Origin of the sequence: Burkholderia sp. IMCC1007 (assembly GCF_027257875.1) — a bacterium.
GTDB lineage: Bacteria > Pseudomonadota > Gammaproteobacteria > Burkholderiales > Burkholderiaceae > Burkholderia.
Genome location: NZ_JAPVQY010000001.1, coordinates 248742 through 274559, shown reverse-complemented (window position 1 = coordinate 274559; position 25818 = coordinate 248742). Strand labels below are relative to the sequence as shown.

The 25818-nt window shown below is 68.0% G+C and carries 22 protein-coding genes and 2 pseudogenes; 18 read left to right on the top strand and 6 right to left on the bottom strand.

Going from position 1 to position 25818, the window contains the following annotated elements; all coding sequences use genetic code 11:
* The first annotated feature begins 258 nt into the window (after positions 1 to 258).
* Entirely contained in the window at positions 259 to 750 is a 492-nt protein-coding gene (gene pal, locus O1Q03_RS01430; protein WP_269501256.1) for a peptidoglycan-associated lipoprotein Pal, read from the top strand.
* Between the two features lie 141 nt (positions 751 to 891).
* Here the strand turns inward: pal and O1Q03_RS01425 are convergent, their stop codons facing one another.
* Positions 892 to 1404 (bottom strand): hypothetical protein, encoded by a 513-nt coding sequence (locus O1Q03_RS01425; protein ID WP_269501255.1) that lies wholly within the window; start codon positions 1402 to 1404, stop codon positions 892 to 894.
* A gap of 209 nt (positions 1405 to 1613) precedes the next feature.
* Between O1Q03_RS01425 and O1Q03_RS01420 the strand changes: the two genes are divergently transcribed.
* Positions 1614 to 1790: a hypothetical protein gene (locus tag O1Q03_RS01420; protein ID WP_269501254.1), complete on the top strand. Its 177-nt coding sequence runs from the start codon at positions 1614 to 1616 to the stop codon at positions 1788 to 1790.
* 89 nt (positions 1791 to 1879) lie between these two features.
* On the opposite strand, the gene O1Q03_RS01415 is transcribed toward O1Q03_RS01420, so the two are convergent.
* Genes O1Q03_RS01415 through O1Q03_RS01405 form a run of 3 tightly spaced genes read right to left on the bottom strand, consistent with a single transcriptional unit; the run spans position 1880 to position 6719 of the window.
* Complete coding sequence (locus O1Q03_RS01415; RefSeq protein WP_269501253.1) at positions 1880 to 3139, bottom strand: cytochrome c; 1260 nt, start codon at positions 3137 to 3139, stop codon at positions 1880 to 1882.
* Entirely contained in the window at positions 3136 to 3846 is a 711-nt protein-coding gene (locus O1Q03_RS01410) for a (2Fe-2S)-binding protein (RefSeq protein WP_269501252.1), read from the bottom strand. The genes O1Q03_RS01415 and O1Q03_RS01410 overlap by 4 nt, the downstream gene beginning before the upstream one ends.
* The gene (locus O1Q03_RS01405) at positions 3843 to 6719 is read right to left on the bottom strand and encodes a xanthine dehydrogenase family protein molybdopterin-binding subunit (protein WP_269501251.1); all 2877 of its coding nucleotides are present in this window, start codon (positions 6717 to 6719) and stop codon (positions 3843 to 3845) included. Before O1Q03_RS01405 ends, O1Q03_RS01410 begins: the two co-directional genes overlap by 4 nt.
* A gap of 489 nt (positions 6720 to 7208) precedes the next feature.
* Between O1Q03_RS01405 and O1Q03_RS01400 the strand changes: the two genes are divergently transcribed.
* From O1Q03_RS01400 to O1Q03_RS01335, 14 genes and pseudogenes are all read left to right on the top strand, one after another.
* Positions 7209 to 8759, top strand: a complete 1551-nt coding sequence (locus O1Q03_RS01400) for a sensor domain-containing diguanylate cyclase (protein WP_269501250.1) — start codon at positions 7209 to 7211, stop codon at positions 8757 to 8759.
* Positions 8760 to 9019: 260 nt separating this feature from the next.
* Complete coding sequence (locus O1Q03_RS01395) at positions 9020 to 9304, top strand: hypothetical protein (protein WP_269501249.1); 285 nt, start codon at positions 9020 to 9022, stop codon at positions 9302 to 9304.
* A gap of 233 nt (positions 9305 to 9537) precedes the next feature.
* Positions 9538 to 10572 carry a succinylglutamate desuccinylase/aspartoacylase family protein gene (locus tag O1Q03_RS01390; RefSeq protein WP_269501248.1) on the top strand — a complete coding sequence of 345 codons (1035 nt, stop codon included), beginning with the start codon at positions 9538 to 9540 and terminating at the stop codon, positions 10570 to 10572.
* A gap of 288 nt (positions 10573 to 10860) precedes the next feature.
* The gene (locus O1Q03_RS01385) at positions 10861 to 11784 is read left to right on the top strand and encodes a recombination-associated protein RdgC (RefSeq protein ID WP_269501247.1); all 924 of its coding nucleotides are present in this window, start codon (positions 10861 to 10863) and stop codon (positions 11782 to 11784) included.
* Between the two features lie 471 nt (positions 11785 to 12255).
* Positions 12256 to 13473 carry an NAD(P)/FAD-dependent oxidoreductase gene (locus tag O1Q03_RS01380; protein ID WP_269501246.1) on the top strand — a complete coding sequence of 406 codons (1218 nt, stop codon included), beginning with the start codon at positions 12256 to 12258 and terminating at the stop codon, positions 13471 to 13473.
* 2 nt (positions 13474 to 13475) lie between these two features.
* Positions 13476 to 13622, top strand: a pseudogene (locus O1Q03_RS01375) (deacylase); the annotation flags it as partial.
* 108 nt (positions 13623 to 13730) lie between these two features.
* Positions 13731 to 14027 (top strand): type II toxin-antitoxin system MqsR family toxin, encoded by a 297-nt coding sequence (locus tag O1Q03_RS01370; protein ID WP_269501244.1) that lies wholly within the window; start codon positions 13731 to 13733, stop codon positions 14025 to 14027.
* Positions 14028 to 14029: 2 nt separating this feature from the next.
* The gene (locus O1Q03_RS01365; RefSeq protein ID WP_269501242.1) at positions 14030 to 14431 is read left to right on the top strand and encodes a type II toxin-antitoxin system MqsA family antitoxin; all 402 of its coding nucleotides are present in this window, start codon (positions 14030 to 14032) and stop codon (positions 14429 to 14431) included.
* Between the two features lie 372 nt (positions 14432 to 14803).
* Complete coding sequence (locus tag O1Q03_RS01360; RefSeq protein ID WP_269501241.1) at positions 14804 to 15364, top strand: GNAT family N-acetyltransferase; 561 nt, start codon at positions 14804 to 14806, stop codon at positions 15362 to 15364.
* A 66-nt stretch (positions 15365 to 15430) separates the two neighbouring features.
* A complete protein-coding gene (locus O1Q03_RS01355; protein WP_269501240.1) occupies positions 15431 to 16372 on the top strand; it encodes an ABC transporter substrate-binding protein in 942 nt (313 codons plus the stop codon).
* Positions 16373 to 16411: 39 nt separating this feature from the next.
* The gene (locus tag O1Q03_RS01350; RefSeq protein ID WP_269501239.1) at positions 16412 to 17461 is read left to right on the top strand and encodes an LLM class flavin-dependent oxidoreductase; all 1050 of its coding nucleotides are present in this window, start codon (positions 16412 to 16414) and stop codon (positions 17459 to 17461) included.
* A 7-nt stretch (positions 17462 to 17468) separates the two neighbouring features.
* Positions 17469 to 18851 carry an LLM class flavin-dependent oxidoreductase gene (locus O1Q03_RS01345; RefSeq protein WP_269501237.1) on the top strand — a complete coding sequence of 461 codons (1383 nt, stop codon included), beginning with the start codon at positions 17469 to 17471 and terminating at the stop codon, positions 18849 to 18851.
* Between the two features lie 57 nt (positions 18852 to 18908).
* Positions 18909 to 20690, top strand: a complete 1782-nt coding sequence (locus O1Q03_RS01340; RefSeq protein WP_269501236.1) for an amino acid ABC transporter permease/ATP-binding protein — start codon at positions 18909 to 18911, stop codon at positions 20688 to 20690.
* A gap of 34 nt (positions 20691 to 20724) precedes the next feature.
* Positions 20725 to 21657 carry an ABC transporter substrate-binding protein gene (locus tag O1Q03_RS01335; protein ID WP_269501235.1) on the top strand — a complete coding sequence of 311 codons (933 nt, stop codon included), beginning with the start codon at positions 20725 to 20727 and terminating at the stop codon, positions 21655 to 21657.
* Positions 21658 to 21759: 102 nt separating this feature from the next.
* On the opposite strand, the pseudogene O1Q03_RS01330 reads toward O1Q03_RS01335, so the two are convergent.
* Both O1Q03_RS01330 and O1Q03_RS01325 read right to left on the bottom strand, forming a co-directional pair.
* Positions 21760 to 22852, bottom strand: a pseudogene (locus O1Q03_RS01330) (LLM class flavin-dependent oxidoreductase).
* A gap of 100 nt (positions 22853 to 22952) precedes the next feature.
* Positions 22953 to 23918 (bottom strand): ABC transporter substrate-binding protein, encoded by a 966-nt coding sequence (locus O1Q03_RS01325; RefSeq protein ID WP_269501234.1) that lies wholly within the window; start codon positions 23916 to 23918, stop codon positions 22953 to 22955.
* A gap of 299 nt (positions 23919 to 24217) precedes the next feature.
* Here O1Q03_RS01325 and O1Q03_RS01320 point away from each other — a divergent pair, with 299 nt between their 5' ends.
* Together O1Q03_RS01320 and O1Q03_RS01315 are read left to right on the top strand one after the other, a co-directional pair.
* Positions 24218 to 25135, top strand: a complete 918-nt coding sequence (locus O1Q03_RS01320; RefSeq protein WP_269501233.1) for an alpha/beta hydrolase family protein — start codon at positions 24218 to 24220, stop codon at positions 25133 to 25135.
* A complete protein-coding gene (locus tag O1Q03_RS01315) occupies positions 25132 to 25563 on the top strand; it encodes a MarR family winged helix-turn-helix transcriptional regulator (RefSeq protein ID WP_269501232.1) in 432 nt (143 codons plus the stop codon). Before O1Q03_RS01320 ends, O1Q03_RS01315 begins: the two co-directional genes overlap by 4 nt.
* Positions 25564 to 25818: the final 255 nt, after the last annotated feature.

The following is a 25818-nucleotide window of genomic DNA, read 5'->3' as shown; positions in this document are numbered from 1 at the left end:
GCGTTTCAAGCGTCGCTTCCTGCGCGAATCAGCAGGAGAAGCTGGTCACGTTGTGACATTTTTCCTAATCTGATTGCAGCGGCGCCGTCGTTCGGCGTTCCGGCCACGACAATCTTTCATATGGCGCATCGCCGGCTTACGAAAGCGCTCGCATCGCTGACGAAACGCCGGCACTTTCGCGCCGGTCGCGACCGGATACATGACGTGGCCGCTTGCACCCACGACGCTTTCCACGCAGTCAACCGCAGGAGATACACAATGCGCACAACAAACCGAGTTGCGGTCCTGGCAATCCTCGCGCTGCTGGCGGGTTGCCACCACGCGGCGAAAACGCCCGAGAACGCCGGGATGACACCCGCACCGGCGAGCGAGGCGGTCGCTACGGTGTCGGCCGACGATCTCGACAATCCGAACAGCCCCCTCGCGAAGCGCAGCGTCTATTTCGATTTCGACAACTACTCGGTGAAGCCGGAATACGAGTCGCTGCTCCACGCGCATGCGGACTACCTGCGCAGCCATCCGGCGCGCCATGTACTGATCCAGGGCAACACCGACGAACGCGGCACGTCCGAATACAACCTCGCGCTCGGCCAACGCCGTTCGCAAGCGGTGATGAGCGCGCTCGAAACGCTGGGCGTGCCGGGCTCGCAGCTCGAGGCCGTGAGCCTCGGCAAGGAAAAGCCGGTCGCGCTCGGTCACGACGAGGCATCGTGGGCGCAGAACCGCCGCGCCGATCTCGTCTATCGTTGATCGGATGCCGCCGCCACGGCGGCGTCGTCGCAACGCATCACCCGCAACGCGGTCACATAGATCACGCGATCGCTGCACACGAATGCGAGCAGCGCGAGCAGACCGGCGCCGCACATCCGCCACGCCGCTCCATGCGGATCGCTATGCGCGGCCGTCGCACGCCGGCGCCCCGCTGTCCGCCCGCGGCGCGCGCTCGAGCCGCCGGTGCAGCCAGTGCGACATCACCGCCGACGTGACGAACGCATCGAGTATGGCGACGCCGTCGATGCCGCCGATCTCGTCGAGGCCCAGCAAGAAGGCCTTCAGCAGCGTATAGCCGGTCATCGCGCTCGTGCCGACGATCACCCCGAGCAGCACGAACCAGCGTCGCCGGATGCGCGTGCCGATCGCCGCCATGATGCCGCCCGCAACGATCGCCGGCAGCACATAGCCGAACAGGAACGACGCGAAGAAGATCATCGGCACCATGCCTGCGCAGAGCTTCAGCGTGTCCCATCGCGGGCCGTTGATCACCGACCACGCAACCAGCATCACGAGCGGCCATACGAGCGCGGCGACCAGCGGCGCACCGACGCCGAACGACACGCAGCCGAACACGACACGCGTGGATGGACGCGACGACTTGCGCGGCGGGCGCTCGAGGGTGGCACTCATGGTTGTTGTAGTCGGAATCGGAATGGCGGCGTGCTGGAGTGTACCAAGCCGGCGCGACACGCTTCCAATCCGGCCCCGCGCGGGCCGCACGCGACGATAGGCAAAAAGCATGGAATAAACCGGCCGCCCGGAACGTCTCGTCATCGCGCAATCGCACGGCTCGATCGACCCCGCTCGTCATGCGGCGCGCGCACTGCAAGGAGATTGAAATGAAATCGGCGAGATTGGCCGCGGTGGTGATCGCGGCGCTGGCGCTGCTGCTGTCGGCGGGATGTACGTCGTCGGACGGTGGCGCTTCGCAGGGGTCCGGCATGAGCCGGTACGGCGGCGGCGGATCGGGCGGCGGCGGCGGCGGCGGCGGTGGCGGAGGGGGCGGCGGCTACTGAAGCGCCGCCCCAGCCCGAACGGAGCGCTGCGCGCCGGCACGGCCGGAAACCGGCCGCATCGCGCGCGACGCCCCGCCCTTCGTTACGGCTTAACGCATTGCCTTCACGTCGGCCGGCGTGACGTTCGCGGGCTGGCCGCCCCACGTCGCGCGCAGGTAGTTCGCGAGCTGCGCGAGTTCGTCGTCGCTCAGCGTGTGCGCGAAACCCGGCATCGGCTGCAGGTTCTCGAAGCCGGCGAACTTCTGCTCGTCGATGCCGTCGAGCATCGCGACCAGCAGGTTGCGCGAGTCGGCCTGACGCAGCGTCGAATTGCCGTTCATCGGCACCGCGACGTGCGGCTTGCCTTCGCCGTTGAAGCCATGACAGCCCGCGCACACCGCCAGATACACCGAGCGGCCGGCCGCGAGCTGCTGCGCGTCGGCCGACACGGGCTTCACCGGCTGCGGCGCCGGCGGCGTATCGCCGAGCAGGTACACGGACAGCGCGCGCAGGTCGCGCTGCGTCAGGTATTGCGTGCTCAGGTGCACGACCGGATACATCTCGCCGAACGCCGAGCCTTGCGGCGCGATGCCGACACCGAAGAACGTCTGCAGGTCGGTGCCCGTCCAGCCGCGCGCGGCGAGGCCGGCCGGCGTGATGTCGGGCGCGGCCACGCGGCCGAGCGCGGCGCCCGCGAACGGCTTCGCGCCGTCGAGCTGGCCCGTGAACGCGCGCGGCGTATGGCATTCGGCGCAGTGGCCGAGCGCACCCGCGAGATAGCGGCCGCGCTGCCAGTCGGCGGATTGGCCGCTCGACGCGTCGGGCAGGCTGTCCTTCAGGAACACCATGTCCCAGAACACCATGCCGAAGCGCAGGTTGTACGGGAACTTCAGCTCGTGCTTGCGGTTTTCCTGCGCGACCGGCTTCACCGTCTGCAGGTACGCGTACATCGCGTCGGCGTCGGCGCGCGTGAGCTGCCGGTACGACGTGTACGGCATCGACGGATACAGCCGCTTGCCCGGCGCCTTGCCGTCGTGCAGCGCGGCGTAGAACTCGTCCGCGCTCCAGTTGCCGATCCCGCGATCCTTGTCGGGCGTGATGTTCGAGCCGTAGAACGTGCCGAACGGCGATTCGAGCGGTGCGCCGCCGGCGAACGGCGCGCCGTCCTTCGCGGTGTGGCACGCCGCGCAGTCGGCGGCCTTCACGAGATAGCGGCCGCGCGCGACCTGGTCGGCTCCGGGCGCGCCGGACGCCGCGCTGGAGACCGGCGCGTCATGGCCGCCGCACGCGGCGAGCAGCAGCGCGCAGGCGGCCGCGATCGCGGGCAGGCCCGCGGCCCGCGCGACACGATGGACGAATGTGCGTTTCATGCGGCGTCCTTCACGAGTCCCGGCGTCGTCAAAATCACGTCCTTCACGGCTTCGTAATAGCGGACGTAGCCCGTGCAGCGGCAGATGTGCGCGTTCAGCGCGTCGGTGATCGTGTGCTCGACGTCGGCCTTCGCGATCGGCGCGCGCTTCAGGCGTTCGATCAGCACGGTCGCCGCATTGACGAAGCCCGGCGTGCAATAGCCGCACTGGAAGCTGAAATGCTCGAGGAACTTCTGCTGGATCGGCGACAGCTCGACCACTTCGCCCGCTTCGTTGCGCTTCGCGTGGCCTTCGATCGTGCGGATCGAGCGGCCGTGGAAGAAGTGCGCGCCGGTGATGCACGTGCGCATTTCCTCGCTGGTGCCGTCCGGCTTGTCGACGATCACGACGCACGCGTGGCAGATGCCCTGCCCGCAGCCGAGCCGCGAACCGGTGAGGCCCGCGTATTCGTGCAGGAACTCGATCATCATCAGCCCCTCGGGCACCTGCATCGGTCCGACGGCCTTGCCGTTGATGTTCACCGACAGCGGCTTCTGCTGGAACCGCACGAGCGGACGCTCGACGGGCGCCGAAGCCGCAGTGGCTGCTGCGGGTGCGGCTCCGGCGGGCGCCGAAGCCGGGGCGGCCGAAGCGGCGTTCGGCCCGGAAGCGCCGGTCGCAGCCGCGCCGGCGCTCGCGGCCGAAGCCGCGGTTTGGGCGGTCGTCATGCGAGCACCTCCTGAATCTTTTGCGGGGTCACCGGCAAATCGGTGAAACGATGGCCGATCGCGTGCGCGATGCCGTTTACGATCGCGCCGACGACGGGAATCATCACCACTTCGGCGACGCCCTTCGGCGGATCGGTCTCGGACAGCGGCGGCAGGATGTCGCCCGTCTGCGACCACACGGCGACGTCGGTCGCGCGCGGCAGCTGGTAACGGTTGAAGTTCCACGTGCCGTTGCCGGGGCCGTCTTCGTAAAGCGGCAGATACTCGTGCAGCGCATGGCCGATGCCCATCGCGAGGCCGCCCTGCAACTGGCCCGACACGAGCTGCGGCGAGATCTGGTTGCCGCACTCCATGATCGAGTGATGCGTGAGCAGCTCGACCTTGCCGGTCGATTCGTGCACGGCCAGCTCGACGAGCGTGCCGACCGCCGTGTAGTACGTGACGGCCGCGTTGTTGCGGCTCGTCGGCGGAATGAACACGCGCTTGCGGTCCAGCACGCGGTAGCCGTTCGCGGTCGGCGCGAGCGTGCCGCGCAGCGCGGTCGCGCCGGCCGGCGCGGCGGTGCCCGGGATCGGGCCGTCGTCGCCGGTCTTCGGCGCGCCGACGCGCAGCGACAGCCCGTCGATCGGCAGACGATCGACCGCGCCGCCCACTTCGAACTCGGCGTCGGTCCACTGCCAGCGGTTGAACACGTGCACGACGGCACCGGTCGGCAGGCCGAGCGCGTGCGCCTGCTTCGCGAGCTGCTCGAACGTCAGCGGCTCCAGACCGTCGGCCGTCAGCTTGCCGTCGACCCAGCGCGCGTCCTCGATGCGGATCGCGTACGGCGCGGCCTGGCCGCCGCCGAGGCCGCGGCTCCAGATCGACATCGCAGCCGGCCACAGGCCGTAGCGGAACACCGCCCGTGCGGCTTCGCGCGTGCTGTGCGTGAAGTAGTACGCGGAGTTCGTCGCGCTCGACGGCGACGCATAGCCCGGCGACCAGCGCGGATTCGCGCTGAGGCGATCCTGGTCGGCCTGCGACATCAGGTACGGATCGCCGCTCGTCTCGACCGGCAGGTCCGGCCATTCGGTCACGGCCACGCGTACTTCGCTTGCCGGACGGCCGAGCCACTTCGCGACCGCGACGGCCTGCGACGTCGACATCCCGGTGCCGATTTCGGCAGCCGTGTGATGCAGCGACACGTTGCCGTTCGCGTCGAATTCGACCTTCGCGAACGACGCTTCCGCGCCCGTGCCGAAGTCCTTCTGCACGCACGCGAAACCGACGCCGTAGCGCTTGCCGGGGTTCGATGCTTCGAACTCGGTCTTGCGCGCAACACGGTGCGTCCACAACGGATGCTGCTTCGCGCGCTCCAGCACTTCCGCGACGCGCAGCGCGCCGGCGGGAATCGCACCCTGCGTGTTCTTCATCCCCGAACGCAGCGCGTTGCGCAGCCGGAAATCGATCGGATCGATGTTCAGTTGCGCGGCGATTTCGTCGACCGCCATTTCGGTCGCGGCCATGCTCTGCAGCGTGCCGTAGCCGCGCGCGGAGCCGGCGTCGATCGCACGCGACGCGATCGCGACGGCCGCGAGGTCGCTCTTCGGGAAGTAGTAGATCGATTGCGCGGCCGTCGCGCCGACCATCGCCACCGACGGCGAGAAATTCGAGCGCCCGCCGCCGTTCGCCTCGAAGTCGCCCTTGAACGACTGCAGCAGGCCCGTGTTGCGGTCGACCGCGATCCGGTAGTGCATCTTGAACGCGTGACGCTTAAGGGACGTCTGGAACTGCTCGTAGCGGTCGTTCGCGAAACGCACCGGGCGGCCATCCGCGTACAGCGCGCACACGAGGCCGTAGAACGGCACGTTGCAGTGATCCTTCGAGCCGTAGCCGACCGTGTAGCACGGATGCACGAACAGCTGCTTCACCGGGAAGCGGCACTTCGCGACCATCGCGGCCGCGTTCTCCGCCACTTCGAGCGGCGACTGGGTCGGCACGACGAGGTGCAGCGACTGCGTCGCGGCGTCGTACCAGCAGTTCGCGTTGTCGGGTTCGAGCGCGGCCGTATCGACCGACTGCGTGTTGTACTCGCGGTCGAACACGAGCCAGTCGGCCGACGGATGATCGAGTTCCGCGGCGATCTGGCCGGCGAGGAACATCCCCTGCTCGTCGAGCTTGCCGTGCTCCTTGCCGTCCGGCCAGACCGGCAGGTGCTTGCGCATCATGCTAGGGAAGATCGGCGCGTCCTTCAGGCTCGAATACACATCGTCGTCGTAGGCCGTCTTGCCGCCCACCCGTACGTAACGGAACGTGCCCCATGGATCGCGCTCGAGCGGGCCCGTGACCGCGCCGTAGCGGATCACGTCGTCGCGGAACTTGAGCGTGTTCTTCGCGAAACGGAAGCGCGCGAAGTCGTGGTAGATGAGGATCGCGACCGCGTGGCCGAGATACGCGGGCGTCTTGCCGGCGGGCAACAGCATGTCGTCGCCGTAGAACGTCGGGAACGCGACGCCGTCGCGCGCGAGATCGTCGGCCGTGACCACGCGGTCCGGCTTGAGCTCGTCGCCGAGCAGCGACAGGTCGAAGCCTTCGTACGTGCGGTCGGCCTGCGTGACGCGCAGGATCAGCGCATGCGACTGCTGCTGCGGCCAGTGCGGCATGTCGGCGGCGCGCACGTCACGGGCGAACACTTTCGAGCCCGTGACCTTCGCGATGCCGTCGATGCGGAATTGAGGGATGCCGGTGACGCTATCCCATTTGACAGGGGTGAGGAGTTTTTCTTCGAAGAGCGCCGCGAACGCGCGGCTGCCGATGGGCGCGACGTACACCGCGACGCCCGCCAGCACGCTGGCTTTCAGAAAACCCCGCCGTGACAGGCCGTGGTTTTTCATTGGGGGGAACCTCCTGATACGGCTCGGACGGCGATCGGGTGTCGCGACGTTCGGAGCGGCGCGCATTCTGGCATTCTTTTGGATATATCGCCTATAGTATTTTTCGCATGAAATACTTATTGAATTTCTTATAACCGGATCAGGACAGGGCTGCGGCGCCCGGCCACAGAGTGAAATTCGTTGCGCGATTGCGTCGTGCCGGATGGGTCGCATCGACGTCGGGGGCATTGCGGACCATCGGCGCTCACGCGCCGCGACGCACGGGCAAGCCCGTCTGCGGCCGGCGACCCGATATCGTCCCGTCCGCAACGATCGTGCCTTCGCGTCGGCGAATGCGCAAGCGTCCCGCGGGCGTGGTTTACGACTACTCGGCCATGCTTGACCCATGTTTCATGATAATGTCGTGCGCATCCGCTGCGCCGGTCATCCCGCCACGTGCGGTGCGGGGCCGCCGGCCGTGAGTCGACATCGTGTCGAGGTCAAAAAGCCATGGCAGTCAGGGCACGCATCCTGAACTCCGTTCTCGCAACACCTCCCTGCGGCAACCACCGCGTGACGGCCGCGCTGCGCCCGTCGATGCTCGTGACGCTGTTCGAAGACATCCGGCCAATGGCGCTGTCCGGCCTCGCCAGCGGGTTCGTCGCGGCCATCGCACTGATCCGTCTGCAGCAGCTCTGGTGTCTCGTGTGGCTCGTCGTCGACATCGGCCTGCTCACCACGCGGCTTGCGATCGCGCGCGCGTACGTGGTGCGCCGCGATGCCGGTGACGATCGCGCCGAGTACTGGGCGCAGCGCTATGCGCCCGTGTCGCTCGCCGCCTGTTTCGTGCTCGGTCTCGGCGTGATGGGGTGCGTGGCGGCGCCCGACGCAGAAATCGGCACGCTGTCGGTGATGGTCGCCGGCGGCGTGTTCGGCGGGATCGCGTCGCGCAATGCGGCGCTGCCGCGGCTCGCGATGACGCAGGTGACGCTCGGCGTGGTGCCGATCGGCATCGGCGCGCTGCTGGTCACGCGGCCCGGCGCGTGGCTGCTGCTGCCGCCGCTCGTGATCTATCTCGCGGCGATGCGCACGGTCGTCCAGCGCCATTACCGCGTGCTCGTTGCGCTGATCGCCGCGCGCCAGCGCAACGCCGAACTCGTCGCCCGCTTCGACGCCGCGCTCACCTACATGCCGCACGGACTGTGCATGATCGACGGCGATAGCCGCGTGATCGTCGCCAACCGGCGCACCGCGCAGCTGTTCGGCTCGCCGCGCGACATCATGCTCGACATGCCGCTGCCCGACGTCGTCGTGGCGCTCGGCACGCATGCCGTGACCGATCCGCGCGATCCCGGCCTCCGCGCGCAGTGCGCGCGCTGGCTGGCGCGCGACGAGCCCGTGCCGTTCGACATCGCGCTGGCCGACGGCCGCCAGCTCGAACTGACGCGCCACCGCGTGCCGGACGGCAACACGGTGATCATCGTCGAGGACGTCACCACGCGCCGCCAGACCGAGCAGCACATCCGGCACCTCGCGCGGCACGATGCGCTGACGGGGCTGCCGAACCGCCACGAGCTGCACGCCGAGCTCAAGCGGATGCTCACGCATCGGCCGCGCGGGCCGAGCTCCGTGCTGGCCGTCATGTATCTCGACCTCGACGGCTTCAAGGCGATCAACGACCGCTTCGGCCACCACGCCGGCGACGACGTGCTCACGCAGGTCGCCGAGCGGCTCGGCAAGATGCTGCCGCCGGGCGACCTGGCGGCGCGCGTCGGCGGCGACGAATTCATCATCGCGCTCGGCGACACGTCGACCCACGCGTGTTCGCTGCTCGCCGCGCGGATCATCCGGCAGATCTCGGCGCCGTACGCGCTGGCGAGCGGCGACACGGTGAGCCTCGGAATCAGCATCGGCATCGCGCTCGACGACGGGCACGGATCGCCCGACGACCTGATCCGCCAGGCCGACAGCGCGCTGTACGACGCGAAGTCGGCCGGCAAGGGGATCTACCGGTTCTATTCGGCCGGCAGCCGGCGCGTCGCGCCTGCAGAGGCGAGCTGAGCGCGCGCGTCGGCGCCGCTGCATCGCCGGGCCTTTCCCCGATTCAATTCCGAAACGCGTTGCGCTTTGCGCGGCTAGACGGTTGCGCGCACCTGTGTCGCTGCGGCCTCCCATGTCACGTAACGTGTTCCGTAACATCGTCGCGCGCCGCACGTCACGTTCGCCGCGGAAGCCCGCACGATCGACGCGGCAGACGGTATTTCATGGTTGGCATTTTTATTGCTCCTTGCCCTCCAGACAGGATGTCGGGGAGCCCGCACATGAATACCGTCGAAGTCCTCAGCGGCACCGAGCGCATCGATCAACCGGACGCGATCGACGGCGCATCGCTGATCCGTCGGCTCGTTTCCCGCCGCCCGGCCGCCGCCTGCGAGACCGTTCGCGAAGCCGCGTGCGTCGACAACCCGCCGCTGACGCTGTACGGTGCGTATCGTCAGGGCGTCGCCGACTACGCCGCGCATCGCGCGAATCCGTATCGCGGCGGCAGCCGCTTCTGGGTGCTGTGGGAAGAAGGCCGTATCGAAGCTGAAACGTCGGGCCGCTGAAGCGGCAACACGCGTCGGCCCCGTGCCGGCAACCGGTTGACGCGAACCCGCGCGTAACTCACGCGCAGCGCGTGCGCCGGCAGGCGTTTCAGCGCTGCAACATCGCACGTGGCTGCCCGTGCCGCATGCCGCGCGCTCACACGCGGGCCGGCCGGCATCCGGTGCGCGCCGGGCGCCGCGCGATGCGCTTTTCCCGATAAGATGGCGGCTTCCGTTCTTCGAACGACGCTGCCATGACTGCTTCCTCGCCACACCGAAATCCCATCCACTGCGAAATCGACCTCGATGCACCGGGCAAGCATGCGGGCTATCTGCGCCTGCCGCATTCCGTGCATCGTTCCGCCTACGGCTGGCTGCCGATCCCGATCGCGTCGATCCGCAACGGCGACGGCCCGGTCGCGCTCGTGATGGCCGGCAATCACGGCGACGAATACGAAGGCCAGATCATCGTGTCGCAGCTGATGCGCGAGATCGACCCGCAGATGGTCAGCGGGCAACTGATCCTGCTGCCGATGGCCAACTTCCCCGCGGCCGACGCGGGCTTGCGCGTGTCGCCGCTCGACGAAGGCAACCTGAACCGCAGCTTCCCCGGCGACCCGACCGGCACGCCGACGCAGATGATCGCGCATTACATCGAACATGCGCTGCTGTCGCGCGCGCAGTATCTGGTCGACCTGCATTCCGGCGGCAGCTCGCTGCTGTACCAGGGCGGCAACATGCTCGCGATCGACCCGCTCGACAATGGAGAAGCGGAGAAGCTCAACGGGCTGCTCGTCGCGTTCGGGCTGCCGAATGCGCTGCTGCATGCGCCGAATCCGGTGCATTCGGCGTCGGCTGCGCGCCGGCAAGGCGCGATCTCGATCGTGACCGAACTGGGCGGCGCAGGCATGGCCGATCCGTCGCTGATCCGGCTCGGGCGTCACGGGCTGCTGCACTACCTCGGGTATATCGGCCTGCTGCACGGTACGCTCGTACCCGACGCGCCGCCGACCGTCACGCGCTTCCTGCGCGTCGACGGCGATCGACACTTCGTCTACGCGTACGAACGCGGGCTGTATGAACCGCTCGTCGAACTCGGCGATCAGGTGAAGGCCGGACAGCCTGCCGCGTGGGTGCACTTTCCCGATACGCCGCTGCGGGAGCCGATGCTGCATCGCTTCAAGGGCGACGGCGAAGTGGTGTGCAAGCGGGTGCCCGCGCAGGTGCGGCGTGGGGATTGTCTGTTTCAACTGGCGGAGGCGTCGACGCCGCCGCGTGTGATCGAGTGAGGAACGCAGCGGACTCGTTCAGGCACCCGCGCCGTCGCCCGGCGAAGGATAGCGACAACGCTGCGCAACCATCGTACGCCGGCGGCAGTGGGTATTGCCGACACGCCGACCGTCAGTCGGATGACGCCGGCAACTCATTGCCCTGCACAGCACCGCATTGATGGCAATGCGGAAAGAGCCACATCGCAGCAGCGATATCCCCCTTGCTCCGGACAGTGATCGCGAACGACCAGTTCTGGCGGCCAACCGTCCCCGTCGGCTAGAATGACGCGCTTTGCCCATCCTCCCATGTGGTTCAAGAACCTTCAGCTTCACCGTCTTCCGGCACCTTGGGCCGTCACCCCTGACCAGATGGAAAAATGGCTGGCGCCTCACGCGTTCCAGCCGGGCAGCAGCGTCGAGATGCAGCGCGCCGGATGGGCGTCGCCGCGTGACGACGGCGCGCTGGTGTATTCGAACAACCGGCAGATGCTGCTGCTGTTTCGTGCCGAAAAGAAGCTGCTCCCGGCGTCGGTCGTCAATCAGGTCACCAAGGCGCGTGCGCTTGAAATCGAGGAGCAGCAAGGCTTCAAGGCAGGCCGGAAACAACTGCGCGAACTCAAGGAACAGGTTACCGACGAACTGCTGCCGCGCGCGTTCAGCATCCGCCGCGATACCCGCGTGTGGATCGATACGGCGAACGGCTGGCTCGTCATCGATGCGGCGGCACAAGCGCTTGCCGACGACGTTCGCAGCCTGCTCGTCAAATCGATCGACCCATTGCCGCTCGCCGGCGTTCATGTCGCGCGTTCGCCGGTCGCCGCGATGACGGACTGGCTGCTGTCCGGCGACGCGCCGGGCGGATTCACGGTCGACCAGGACGCCGAGTTGCGCTCGAGCGGCGAAGGCGGCGCCACGGTGCGATACGTCGGCCACGCGCTCGAAGCCAACGACATGCGCCGCCACATCGAAGCCGGCAAACAATGCATGCGCCTCGCGATGACCTGGGATGACCGGATCTCGTTCGTGCTGACACCGTCGCTCACGATCAAGCGTGTCACGCCGCTCGACGTGATCAAGGAGGCGGCGGATCCCACCGCGCAGAATGACGATGAACGATTCGACTCGGACTTCACGTTGATGACGGGCGAATTGGCGCGGATGCTGACCAGTCTCGTCGATATTCTGGGTGGCGATCAGCACGACTCGATTCAGCAAGCCGCAGCGGCCTGAACGCCGTCGTCGATCATCGCCACGCGACGGCCGGGCTTCGCGCCGACGCGACAATGCGAAGGCGACCGTCGCCGCTGTGGCGGCGGTTCGCGCGGGCGCACGCCCCCTGCCAACCCGCGACGTTCAAACGCGTATCCGCGCAGGTGCGGCGTGGGGATCGCCTGTTTCAGCTGCGGAGGCGTCGACGCCGGCAACGGTCATCGGGTAACGGGTCTGCACATCGGCCGCTCGTGCGACTACTCCGGGTCGCCACACCACCAGTCGGCGCTCTTCGTAGACTTTCGATGAAATCGCGATCGTTTTCCGACTCGTTGCCGTCCTTCCGCCAATCGCGTGCACGGCCCGGTCTCGGCTCGCAACGTCCATCCGTTAGTCAGCAACCGTTCTGCGCCCCGGATTCCGACGTCTATCATGTATGCAGCATGTTCGCGCTTGACGGCTCGGCAAGCGTGATGGACAGGAGATGCATCGATGATCGAATCGGCCGATGTGATCGTCATTGGCTCCGGCGGGTTGGGAGCGGCGACAGCCTTCCACCTGGCGAAGAAAGGCGCGCTGCGGGTCGCGTTGCTCGAGCGGCTCGAAATCGGCTCACAGACCTCGCCGCGCGCTGCCGGCATGGTGAGTTGCCTGCGCAAGAGCGACTTGATGATCGAACTGATCAAGCAGGCGGCTGACAGGATCAGGGAATTCTCCGCGGACACCGGCCAGCCGCTGGACTGGGTGCACTCGGGCAGCCTCAAAGTCGCGCGGCGACCGGTGGACGTCGACGTCATTCAGGAAGACCTGCTGCGCGGGCGGCGCCATGGCCTCGACGTAGAGGAAATCTCCGTTGACGATGCACATCGGCTCAACCCGTTTCTTCAAACAACGGGAGTCGCTGCGGTGCTGCGCATCGGCGACGACATGTATTTCAACCCCGCTCAACTGGCCGTCGGCTTCGCTCGCGCAGCGCAGGAAAACGGCGCCGTGCTACTGCCGAATACTGCGGTGACGCGCGTGCTGATCGAGGACGGCGCGGTGGCCGGGGTCGACAGCACGCGCGGCCGCATACGAGCCCCGGTCGTCGTCGATGCAGCCGGCGCCTGGTCGCGACAAGTGGCCGAAGCCGGCGGAATTCGGGTGCCTCTCGTGACCACTGCGCAGCAATTGTTCGTCACCGAGCCCGTGCCCGATGCGCGGGCCGCATTACCGATGGTCCGAATCATGGATGCTGCGGTGTATATGCGACCTTGCGACGGAGGATTTCTCTGGGGCGTCTACGAGGAGAATCCGCGATTCTTCGACATGAATGGCTTCGACGCCAACTTCGACGTCAAGGATCTGTCGCTCGACGCCGAGATTCTCTGGCACTACGCTCGGGACGTCGAGGCCCAACTTCCGATCCTTTTGCAGGCGGGAGTGCGCGAGCATCGCGGCGGGCTGCCGACCATGACGGCCGATGGTCAGCACATTGTCGGCCCCGCGCCCGCCGTTCGCGGGTTTTACTTCGCGAGCGGCTGCAATGTTGCGGGGCTTTCCATCGCCCCGGCGCTGGGAGAGATGCTCGCCGCGTGGATCGTCGACGGTGCCCCGCCGATCGATCTGACGCCGCTATCGATCGCCAGATTCGGCGCCGGCCCATGGCCGGACGACGAGTTGATCAGGCAAGCCGCGTGGCAGTATCGTCATTTCTACGGTGCACGGTGACCGATACGCCGTTCCGGCAACCGATGCTGCATCGCTCCAAGGGCGACGGCGAAGTGGTGTGCAAGCGTGTACCCGCGCAGGTGCGGCGCGGGGATTGTCTGTTTCAACTGGCGGAGGCGTCGACGCCGCCGCGCGTCATCGGCCAATAGGCCAAATCCGGATCCATCTCTGTCTTGTGCTGTCTGCCGTTAAAGGCGGACGGCACGCGCGCGCCATTAACCAACTTGACAAATTAACCCTTTTGGTTATGATCGCAGATGGAAAAGAATACGCCTCACTGCAAGCTGTCCCGGGTCAAGGCGCTCATCGAAACCGGCAACGTCCGGTTGACGACGAGTGCGGTGTTCGGGGCCCGGCAACTGGGTTTCACGGAAGCGGAGGCGATCGGCGTCGTGATGTCGCTGGATACCGCGGATTTCCACAAGAGCATGACGACCTACGCCGACCACACGATCTGGCAGGACGTCTATTGGCGTCGCACCGTGAATGGCGACGTGTATCTGAAACTGACCGTGATCGACGATGTGCTGATCGTGTCGTTCAAGGAGCGATGACAATGAAGTGTCCTGCGTGCGGTGCCGCGAAACTGGTCCGTGATACACGAGACATCCCTTACACGTACAAGGGTCGCTCGACCGTCGTTCCCGATATAACCGGCGACTTCTGTCCGGCCTGCGGCGAGTCGGTGCTTGATATCGACGAAGCAACCCGGCTCGGTGAAGCGACAAGCGAGTTCAACAAGCAAGTGAACTCGACCATTGTCGACCCCAGGTTCATCGCAAAGGTGCGCAAGAAGTTGATGCTGGATCAACGCGAGGCGGCCGAGATATTCGGCGGCGGCGTCAATGCGTTCTCACGCTACGAAACCGGCAAGACGAATCCTCCCGTTGCCCTTGTGAAGCTGCTCAAGATTCTGGATCGTCATCCGGATCTACTCGACGAGGTGCGCGCAGCCTAGGGCCTGTTCACGCTAATAACGGGCTTGCGCCGGCCCCACGAATGAATTTTCCAAACAGGGGAACGTGCCTTTCGGCATCACGCATGCGTGGAACAGGACATTCGACGCATGCGCACGTTCATCATCCCCACCGCACTCCCCCTGCAAGCCTTCTGACGCCGCTCACGAAATCCTTATCGAAATTGCTTCGTTCGCCTTTGCCGGCCGCGCCGCTAACGTGTTCGAAACGGCGGCGGCACGCCCGATGTCTCGCAGGATGTCCAGCGGCCGCCGTCATCACGACAACCGCGTCGCGATAACGGAACAGACCGGCCGGGCCGTGTGCTCGGCCCCCGACAGGAACGTCCGCATCGCGCGCCCTTCGCGATGCCCATGGCCACGAACGACCGCATCATCGACACGACGCCGCTCGACGTCCGCGCGCAGCCGCTGATCGACGCGCTGATCGACGAATACGCGACCCGCTATCACGCATACCGCCCGGACAGCCGCGCGTCCGCGCGCGACGAGCTGGCCCGCTATCCGGCCGAGCTGTTCGCGCCGCCCGAAGGCGCGTTCGTGCTGTTGCTGCGCGACGGCGAGACGATCGGCGGCGGTGCGTTCAAGCGCTACGACGCGCAGACCGCCGAACTCAAACGCATCTGGACCCGCACGGACCTGCGCCGCCAGGGGCTCGCACGCGTGATCGTCGATGCGCTCGAGTTGCGCGCCGCGCAGCAGGGCTATCGGCGCGTGTACCTGACCACCGGCTTTCGCCAGCCCGAAGCGTGGGCGCTGTACGACCGCACCGGCTATACGCGGCTGTTCGATTCGTCGATCGACCCGGAAGCGTATCTCCACCTGCGCTTCGGCAAGGATCTCGCCGATCCGTCCCGCACGTCGACGCTGGCCGACCTGTGGGCGCCGCTGCCCGAAGCAGCGCTGCCACGCTGAACGCACCCGCGTCATCCCGCTTCCCGCCCTACAACAGACAACAACAGACAACAACAGGACGCATTCATGCCACGAACCGTACCTTTCACGCCGCGCGCAGCCCGCACGCTGGCCGCCGCGCTGATCGGCCTGACCGCGCTCGCCGCGGCCGCCGCCACGTTCGACCTGAGTCCCGAGCAACTGACGCGCCCGCGCGGCAAGCCCGATGCGGCCGTCGAGCGCGCGGTGCCGGCGTCGTTCAAGTTCGCCGAAGCCGGCACGCTGACGATCGGCATCGCGCCGAACCTGCCGCCGATCAGCACGTATGCGACCGACGCGCGCACCGTGGTCGGCTTCGACGCGGACGTCGGCCAGCTCGTGTCCGACAGCCTCGGCCGCAAGCTGAAGATCGTACCGCTCGCATGGGCCGACTGGCCGCTCGCGCTCGCGTCGGGGAAAGTCGACGCGGTGATCTCGAACGTGACCGTCACGGAGGAACGCAAGCAGAAGTTCGATTTCTCGAGCTACCGCAGGGATCTGGTCGGCTTCTACGTGCGCAACGACAGCAAGATCCAGTCGATCCGCGAGCCGAAGGACGTCGCGGGGCTGCGCATCGTGACCGACGCCGGCACCAACCAGGAAAAGATCCTGCTCGCATGGGACCGCGAGAACGTCGCGCACGGGCTGAAGCCCGTGCAGATCCAGTACTACGACGACCAGGCGATGCGCATCGTCGCCGTGCAGTCGGGCCGCGCGGACGCGGTGTTCAGCGTGAACTCGGTGCTCGCGTACCAGAGCGCGCAGCAAGGCAAGACGCGGCTGGTCGGCGCGATCAGCGGCGGCTGGCCGCGCACGGCCGACATCGCGATCGCGACGCGCCGCGGCAGCGGACTCGCCGAGCCGCTGACCGTCGCGCTGAACGCGCAGATCAAGAGCGGCCGCTACCAGCAGGTGCTCGACCGCTGGAACCTCGCGTCCGAAGCGATCGACCAGTCGCGCACGAACCCGCCGGGCTTGCCGAAGAGCTGAGCGCCGCCCCTTTCCGCTTGCTCACGAACGTCGAACACCATGTCTTATTCGCTTTCATTGCTGGACAAGAGCCCGATCGCCGACGGCGCGAACGCCGCGGACGCGCTGCGCTTCACGACGACGCTCGCGCGGCGCGCCGAACAGCTCGGCTACGAACGCTTCTGGGTCGCCGAGCATCACGGCGCGCCGGGCTTCGCGAGTTCCGCGCCCGAGATCGTCGTCGCGCATCTGCTCGCGCACACGTCGCGCATCCGCGTTGGCTCGGGCGGCGTGATGCTGCAGCACTACAGCCCGTTCAAGGTGGCCGAGTCGTTCAAGCTGCTCGCGGCGCTCGGGCCCGGCCGCGTCGATCTGGGCATCGGCAAGGCGCCCGGCGGATTGCCGCTGACCACGCGCGCGCTGCAGTGGTTTCACGACAAGGCGAAAAAGCCCGACTTCGCGGGCCAGCTCGCGGAGCTCGACGCATTCCTCGGCTGGGGCGTCGCCGAAGATCATCCGCTCGCCGGCGCGGTCGCGCTGCCGGTGCCGCCGCACGCGCCCGAACGCATCCTGCTCGGCGGCTCGCCCGACAGCGGCGCGCTCGCCGCGCGCCACGGCTGGCGCTTCTGCTACGCAGGGCATTTCAACGGCGACGACGCGAACCTCGAACGCTCGCTGGCCGCGTACCGCGACGCAGGCGGCACGCGCCCGCTCGTCGCGCTGTACGCGATTGCCGCGCCGACCCGCGACGAGGCCGAGCAGCTGATCGGGCCGCTGAAGATCTTCAAGCTGCAGCTCGCCGGCGGCCAGAGCTTCAACCTCGGCAGCGCGCAGGCCGCCGCCGAATTCGCACGGCAAAGCGGCGCGTCCGACTACCGGATCGACGAGCTGCGCCCGACGGTGCTGGCCGATACGCCCGAGCGCGTGCACCGCGCGCTCGATGCGCTGAGCCGGCGGCTCGACGTCGACGCATTCGTGATCGACTCGCCGGTGACCGACTATGCGGCGCGGCTCGCGTCGGCCGAATGGCTCGGCGGCGCGCTGTCGATCACGCCCGTGCAGGCGGCCCTCGCGGCCGACCGTTCCCTTTCCCCCGACCAGAACGCGTAACGCTCCCATGACGACCCGACGATCGATTCCCTTCGGCCTGATGCTGCAAGGCGCAGGCAGCCACATGAACGCGTGGCGGCACCCGAGCAACCCGCCGGACGCGAGCATCAACCTCGACTTCGCGATCGGCATCGCGCGCAAGGCGGAAGCCGCCGGCATCGCGTTCGCGTTCGTCGCGGACGGCCTCTACATCAACGAGAAGTCGATCCCGCACTTCCTGAACCGCTTCGAGCCGCTGACCGTGCTGTCGGCGCTCGCGGTCGCGACGAAGAAGATCGGCCTCGCCGGCACGATCTCGACGTCGTACAGCGAGCCGTTTACGGTCGCGCGCCAGCTCGCGTCGCTCGACACGATCAGCGGCGGGCGCGCGGGCTGGAACGTCGTGACGACGCCGCTCGAAGGCACCGCGAAGAATTTCGGCAAGGCGCATCCCGATCACGCGCTGCGCTACGAGATCGCCGACGAATACCTCGACGTCGTGCAGGGGCTGTGGGACAGCTGGGACGACGACGCATTCGTGCGCGATCGCGCATCGGGCCGCTTCTTCGATCGCGACAAGCTGCATACGCTCGACCACCACGGCCGCTTCTTCCAGGTCGCGGGCCCGCTGAACATCCAGCGTTCGCCGCAGGGGCAGCCGGTGATCTTCCAGGCCGGCTCGTCCGACACGGGCGTCGGGCTCGCGGGCAAGTACGCGGACGCGGTGTTCACGCATTCGCCGTCGCTCGACGAAACGGCCGCGTTCACGCGGCGCGTGAAGCAAAGCGCAATCGAGCACGGGCGGCAGCCCGGCGACGTGAAGATCTTCCCCGGCATCGGGCCGATCGTCGGCCGCACGGCAGCCGAAGCGGAGGACAAATACCAGGCGATCCGCGACCTGCTGACGATCGACGAAGCGCTCGCGTATCTCGGCCGCTACTTCGATCACCACGATTTCACGCAGTACGCGCTGGATGCGCCGTTCCCTGAGCTCGGCGACCTCGGCCGCAACAGCTTCCGCTCGACCACCGACCGGATCAAGGCCGACGCCAGGCGCCAGAACCTGACGCTGCGCGAAACGGCGCTCGCCGTCGCGACGCCGCGCCCGAACTTCATCGGCACGGCCGAGCACGTCGCCGACGAGCTGATCCGCTGGCACGACGCGGGCGCCGGCGACGGCTTCATCCTCGGCTTCGCGGTGCAGGCCCAGGGCGTCGACGATTTCATCGACCTGGTGATCCCGGTGCTCGAGGCGCGCGGCCGCTACAGCCGCGACCTGCCGGGCAGCACGCTGCGCGATCACCTCGGCCTGCCGCGCAAGGCGAGCCGTCATGCGGCGTCGAACGCAGCGCCTACTGCAACGCCTGACGCAGCGCAAAAACAGGACGACGCGGCCGAAGCGCACGCTTGATGCCGCCGCGCCGCGTTGCGCGGCGCGCTCCCGACCGACTCGAGGACCTTCCCCGACATGAGCGACACGACCCACCTCGGCGGCGCGCTGCCGCCGCTCTCTTCCCCCGGCACACGCAACGGCGGCACGCACCTGCGCATCGTGCCGGCCCGCCACCGGTCCCGCACGGCCGGCACGGTGTTCGCGCTCGTGCTGATCGCGCTCGCGCTGTATTCGATCCTCGGCAACCCGCAATGGGGCTGGCCGGTGTTCGCCGAATGGTTCCTGTCGCCGCCGGTGCTCTCCGGGCTCGCGCGCACGCTGCTGCTGACGCTGCTCGGCGCGGTGTTCGGCTTCGCGCTCGGCGCGCTCGTCGCGCTGGCCCGGCTGTCGCGCTCGCGCCTGCTCGCCGCGAGCGCGTGGACCTTCGTATGGCTGTTCCGGTCGATTCCGCTGATCGTGCTGCTGCTGATCCTGAACAACCTCGGCTATCTGTACGAGCACGTGCGGCTCGGCGTGCCGTTCACCCGCATCGTGTGGTTCGACACGCCGACCACCGACCTGATCAGCCCGTTTTTCGCGGCCGTGCTCGGCCTCACGCTGAACCACGCGGCGTTTTCCGCGGAAGTGATCCGCGGCGGCATTCTCGCGGTCGACCAGGGGCAGCTCGAAGCCGCGGCCGCGCTCGGCCTGCCGCGCGGCCGCCAGACCTCGCGGATCGTGCTGCCGCAGGCGATGCGCGCGATCCTGCCGACCGCGTTCAACGACCTGATCTCGCTCGCGAAGGGCACGTCGATGGTCTACGTGCTCGCGATGCCGGAGCTGTTCTACACGGTGCAGGTGATCTATCGCCGCAACCTCGACGTGATCCCGCTGCTGATGGTCGCGACCGTCTGGTATCTGATCATCCTGACGGTACTGTCGGCGATCCAGGTGCAGGTCGAGCGCCACTATGCGCGCGGCGCGCTGCGCAATCCGCCGCCGTCGGCACTGACGTTCGTGCTCGCGCGCGTCAGCGCGCTGTGGCGGCGCGCGGCGGCTGCCGTGCCGGCTCACGGCGAGGCCGGCGCCGCATCGGTGGCGCCGCTGTCGGCGCGTCCCGGCGGCGAAGTCGCCGTGCACAACGTGTCGAAGCAGTTCGGCATGCAGCGCGTGCTCGACAACGTGTCGTTCGTCGCGCCGCGCGGCAGCGTGACGGTGATCGTCGGGCCGTCCGGCTCCGGCAAGTCGACGCTGCTGCGCACGATCAACCACCTCGAACGCGTCGACGACGGCTTCATCGACATCGACGGCGAGCTGATCGGCTATCGCCGCAACGGCGACGTGCTGCACGAACTGCATGAACGCGACGTGCTGAAGCGGCGCACGGCGGTCGGCATGGTGTTCCAGAACTTCAACCTGTTCCCGCACCTGACGGTGCTCGAGAACCTGATCGAGGCGCCGATGGCGGTTGCCGGCGTCGCGCGCGATGCCGCCGAGCGGACCGCGCGCACGCTGCTCGCGCGCGTCGGGCTCGCGGACAAGGCCGATGCATATCCGCGCCAGTTGTCCGGCGGCCAGCAGCAGCGCGTTGCGATCGCGCGGGCGCTCGCGTTGCGGCCGAAGGTGCTGCTGTTCGACGAACCGACGTCGGCGCTCGATCCGGAGCTCGTGAACGAAGTGCTCGACGTGATCAAGGAACTCGCGCGCTCGGGCACCACGCTCGTGATCGTCACGCACGAGATCGGCTTCGCACGCGAAGTCGCCGACAACGTGCTGTTCATGGAGCGCGGCCGCATCGTCGAGTCGGGGCCGCCCGCCGTCGTGCTCGACGCACCGGTTCATGCGCGCACGCGCGCGTTCCTGTCGCGGGTGCTGTGATGCACGCCGCTCACGCATTGAGAGACACCGCACGATGATCGACCGACGCCACTTCATGACCGCCGCGCTGGCCGCGGCTGCCGGCCTGCGCTGGCATGCGGCGGATGCCGCCGCAGCCACGGCGGACCTCGATCCGCGCCAGACCGGCCGGATCCGCGCAGCGCGCGACGACGCGGCGATTCGCGCGGCGAGCGGCTACCGCTGGGTGCGCGACGGCGCGTTCACGGTCGCGATCGCGCCGCATGCGCCGCCCGTCTCGACCTATGCGACCGACGCGCGTACCGTGGTCGGCGCCGATCCCGACTATGCGCAACTCGTCGCCGATACCCTCGGCCGCACGCTCGTGCTGCTGCCGATCGCATGGGCAGACTGGCCGCTGGGCCTCACGTCGGGCAAGTACGACGCGGTGATCTCGAACGTCGGCGTGACCGAGAAGCGCAAGGAGAAATACGACTTCACGACCTACCGGCTCGGGCTGCATGGGTTCTACGTCCGCACGGCCAGCCCGATCGCGAGGATCGACGGCCCGCAGGACATCGCCGGCCTGCGCATCATCACGGGCGCCGGCACGAGCCAGGAGCACATCCTGCTCGAATGGAGCCGCCGCAACGTCGCGCAAGGGCTGAAGGCCACCGAACTGCTCTATTTCGACGACGATGCGGCGTCGCGCGTCGCGCTGCTGTCTGGCCGCGCCGATGCCGAGCTGAACCCGAACGCGTCGCTCGCGTACCAGGCCGCGCGCGACGGCAAGATCCGGCGGGTCGGCGTCGTCAATGCGGGCTGGCCGGCAAACGCGGATGTCGCGATCGCGACGCGGCGCGGCAGCGGGCTCGCGCCGGCGCTCACGCTCGCGACCAACACGCTGATCGGCAACGGCCGCTACGGCCAGGCGCTCGCGCGCTGGGGGTTGCAGAGCGAGGCGATCGCGCGCGCGGAAACGAATCCGCCGGGCTTGCCGTCGTTCTGATACGACGGGCCCGGTCATTGCCGGGGCGACGCCCGAAACGACATCGCCCCGGCATTGCGCAACGGAAATGCCGGGGCGAATCGCGGTCGCGGCCGTGTTTGTCTACGCGGTCACTGCCGCATCGTGCCGGTCGAGTTCGGCGACGTGCGCGTGAATCGCCGGAATCAGCGTGCGCCCGTAATCGAGCGCATCGTCGAGCGGATCGAAACCGCGAATCAGGAACGTCGACACGCCGAGCCGGTAGTACGCGCCGAGCGCCCGCGCGACCTGTTCGGGCGTGCCGACGAGCGCGGTCGAGTTCCAGCGCGCGCCCGTCAGGTTCGCGACGCCCATCCATAACCGTTCGTCGAGCACGTCGCCCTGCGCGGCGGCGGCCATCAATCGTTGCGAACCCGCATTCTGCGGCGCATGGCCGTCGATCGGCTGGCCGTTCGCGAGCCGGGCTGCGCGCACACGCTCGCGGATCGCGTCGGCCTTCTCCCATGCCGCGGCTTCGGTGTCCGCGACGATCGGCCGGAACGACACGCTGATGCGCGGCGCGCGTCCGAACGGCGCCGCGGCGGCCCGCACGCGCGCGATCTGCTCGCGTATCGACGCGAGCGGTTCGCCCCACGTCATGTAGACGTCCGCGTGCTGCCCGGCGACGGCCAGCGCGGCCGGCGACGACCCGCCGAAATAGATCGGCACGTGCGGACGCTGCTCGCTTTTCACGAGCGGCGACGCGCCGCGGATCCGGTAGAACTCGCCGTCGTGATCGACCGGCGCGTCGGCGAGCCAGATGCGTTTCAGCACGTCGAGATATTCGCCGGTACGACGGTAGCGCGCGTCGTGCGGCACGAAATCGCCGTCGTGCTGCAGGTCGGCGTCGTCGCCGCCCGATACGACGTTCAGCGCGAGCCGCCCGCCGCTGAACACGTCGAGCGTCGCGATCTGCCGCGCGGCGGCCGACGGCACGATCACGCCCGGCCGGTGCGCGAGCAGGATGCGGATGCGTTCGGTCGCAGCCGCCGCGAACGACGCGACGACGAAGCCGTCCGCCGCGTTGCTGAAATGGCCGACCAGGATCTGGTCGAAGCCGGCCGTTTCGTGCGCGCGCGAAGCGCCGCACGTAGTCGGGCTGGACGGCGGCGCCGCCCGGTACGTCGACCTCCGCGCCGGGTGTCGCGGTGATCATGCCGATAATGTCGACGGGCATGTCGGGGTGTCCTTCTGGTTGCCGAACGGAAATGGCCGGGAAAATCGCCGGGATCGCGAACCCGCCGTGGGCCGCCTGCCGGCGCGGCACGGCGGCACGGTCACTGCGCGGCGGCCGTCTTTTGCGCCGGCACTGCGAACGCGCCCGCATACGAGCGGTCGAGCAGCTTCGACGTGTCGTAGGCGGTCGGGATCACGCCGGCCTTGTGCAGGAAATCGGCCGTGTTCTGCGCATCCTTCGCGGCCGTCTCGTCGACCGGCCCCACGCGCTGGTGCGCGTTATTGAGCCAGCGGTACGCCACATCCGGTTCGAGCTTCGCGCGCTTCGCCCACAGGTCCGCGTACTCGCGCGGATGGCTGTCGACCCACTGGCGCGCGGCCACCACGCGCTTCAGGAAATCCGTGATTTCCGCGCGCCTGCCCGTCGCCGCCTGCTCGTTCGCGGCGACGAAGCTCAGTGCGGGCATCAGCCCCTGCGCGGTGGTCACCGGTCGCGCGCCTTGCCGCAGCGCGAGCGTGCTGACGAACGGCTCCCACAGCGACACGGCGTCGACCGAGCCGTTCGCGAGCGCGTTGGTCGCGTCGATCGGCATGAGGTACGCGTACTTGACGGCATCCGCGCGCAGGCCCGCGTGTTCGAGCGCGCGCAGCACGAGCTGCTGGCTCCACGCGCCGCGCCAGACCGCGATGGTCTTGCCCTGCAGGTCGGCCACGGTGCGCACCGGCGAGTTCTTCGGCACGAGGATCGCGACGCCATCGAGGCTCTGCCGCGACACCGCGACGACCTTCACCGGCGCGCCGCGCGCGGCCAGCGTGAGCAGCGCGGAATCGCCGAGAAAGCCGATGTCGATCGCGTTGCCGTTCAGGCTCTCGGCGACGGGTGCGGCGGCCTGGAAGTGCTTCCACTCGATCGTGTAAGGCAGGTCCTTCAGCACGCCGGACGCCTCCATCGACGCCTGGATGTTGAAGTAGTTCTGTTCACCGACGCGCAGCGTGACGGTGTCTTTCGCGAGGCCCGGCTGCGCGGCAAGCGCGAGCAGGAGCGCCGTGACGATTCGGCTCAGCAACGTGATCTCCCCGGAGGTTGGCGGGCTGCCGCACGATGGCGGCGCCCGGTTGTCCGCCATGCGCGACGGCCGGCGGACGGGATGGAACCGGTGAAGATACGTCGATCTTCATCATGAGACAAACGCAATATTCTGATATGCAAAGATGCAAAGCTTTTATGAAGCACGGCGCGTCGCGGCGGCCGTGCGCAGCGCTTCGCGACGGGTCGTTCGAATGATTCCTCGACAGATATTTCGTGCGCGAAATAAATCCCGGCCTATATTTCGCATACGAAATAACTCGCCGAACGAGGGCCGTCATGACATCCGAACCCATCGGGTTTGCCGCCGCCGACGGCTATCCGCTGCGCGGCACCCTCTGGTTGCCCGACGCGGCACCGCGTGCGCTGGTGCTGATTCATCCGGCCACGGCCGTGCCGGAACGGTTGTACGCGGGCTTCGCGCGCTTCCTGACCGCGCGCGGGTTCGCCGCGCTGACCTACAACTATCGCGGCATCGGCGCGTCGCGTCCCGCGCGCCTCAGCGCGTTGCAGGCCCGGATGCGCGACTGGGTCGAGCTCGACGTCGGCGCGGCGATCGCGTGGGCGCGCGACGCATACGACGGGCTGCCGCTGCTGGCGGTCGGGCATAGCGTCGGCGGCCACGCGATCGGATTGTCGGCCGGCACCGCGCACCTGCGTGCGGCGGTGATGGTCGCCGCGCACGCGGGCAGCACACGGCTGATCTCGCGCGCGGCGGAACGCCTGAAGGTGCGGCTGATCCTGCGCGTGCTCGGCCCGCTCGCGTGCGCGCTGCTCGGCTACGTGCCCGGCAAGCGGCTCGGGCTCGGCGAGGATCTGCCGGCCGGCGTGTTCCGCGAATGGAGCCGCTGGACCACGCTGCCACGCTACTTCTTCGACGATCCGACGCTGGGCGCCGCCGAGCGTTTCGGGAAACAGCAGTTGCCGATCCTCGCGCTGGGCTTCGACGACGACCCGTGGGCGAACCCGCGCGCGATCGACCTACTGGTAAGCTACCTGACCCGGGCGGCCGTCGAACGCCGCCAGATCGATCCGCATGCGGCCGGCAGCGGACCGGTCGGGCACATGGGTTTCTTCCGCAGCCGGCCCGGCACGGTGCTGTGGCCCGCTGTCGCCGACTGGCTCGCGCAGGCGCTCGATGCGTCACGCGATGCGGGTCGCCCGTCCCTTTCCATTGCTGGTGGGAACCGAGCTTGAGCGAAGATCGACGACTGTTTTTACTGTTGAACATCGGCCAGCGGCGCGTGCAGCGCTGGGTCGACCGCAAGGCCGAGACCGATACGCGAGCGAGCGCCGCGCAGGCCGGCGTGCTGTTCTGTCTCGCGAAGCAGGACGGCGCGCTGATCGGCGAAGTCGGCGCGGCGCTGCAACTGGCGCCGTCCGCGATGACGGGGCTCGCGGATCGGATGGCGAAAGCCGGCTTGCTCGCGCGTCACGCCGACTCGGACGACGGGCGCGCGACACGCCTGTTCCTGACCGACGCAGGTCACGCGGCGCTCAAGCGCGCGCGCGTGCTGCTGCGCGAGCTCAACGGCAAGCTGTGCGACGGGTTTTCCGACGAGGAACTCGACGTCGTCGCGCGCTGGCTGCACGCGTTGCAGGACCGGTTTCCCGTGGAGCGCTGAGCAGCGCATCACGTGCTCGCGACCGGTGCGTGCCGACATCAATCGCAAGCGATTGCGATTCGCGTTTCCGATTCGATTTCGATGCGGCCGCAACGGCAAATCTTGCATGCCGGACACCGGCTTCCGGCAACGATTTCCGGCTACGTCCTGTTACAAAAAACCGCCTGTTGCGCGGCATTCCAATCGTCTACATTGCAACCACTTCGACACATTCGTCGCATGCCCTGACTGGCTTCCCCGTCGGGTCGACATCGC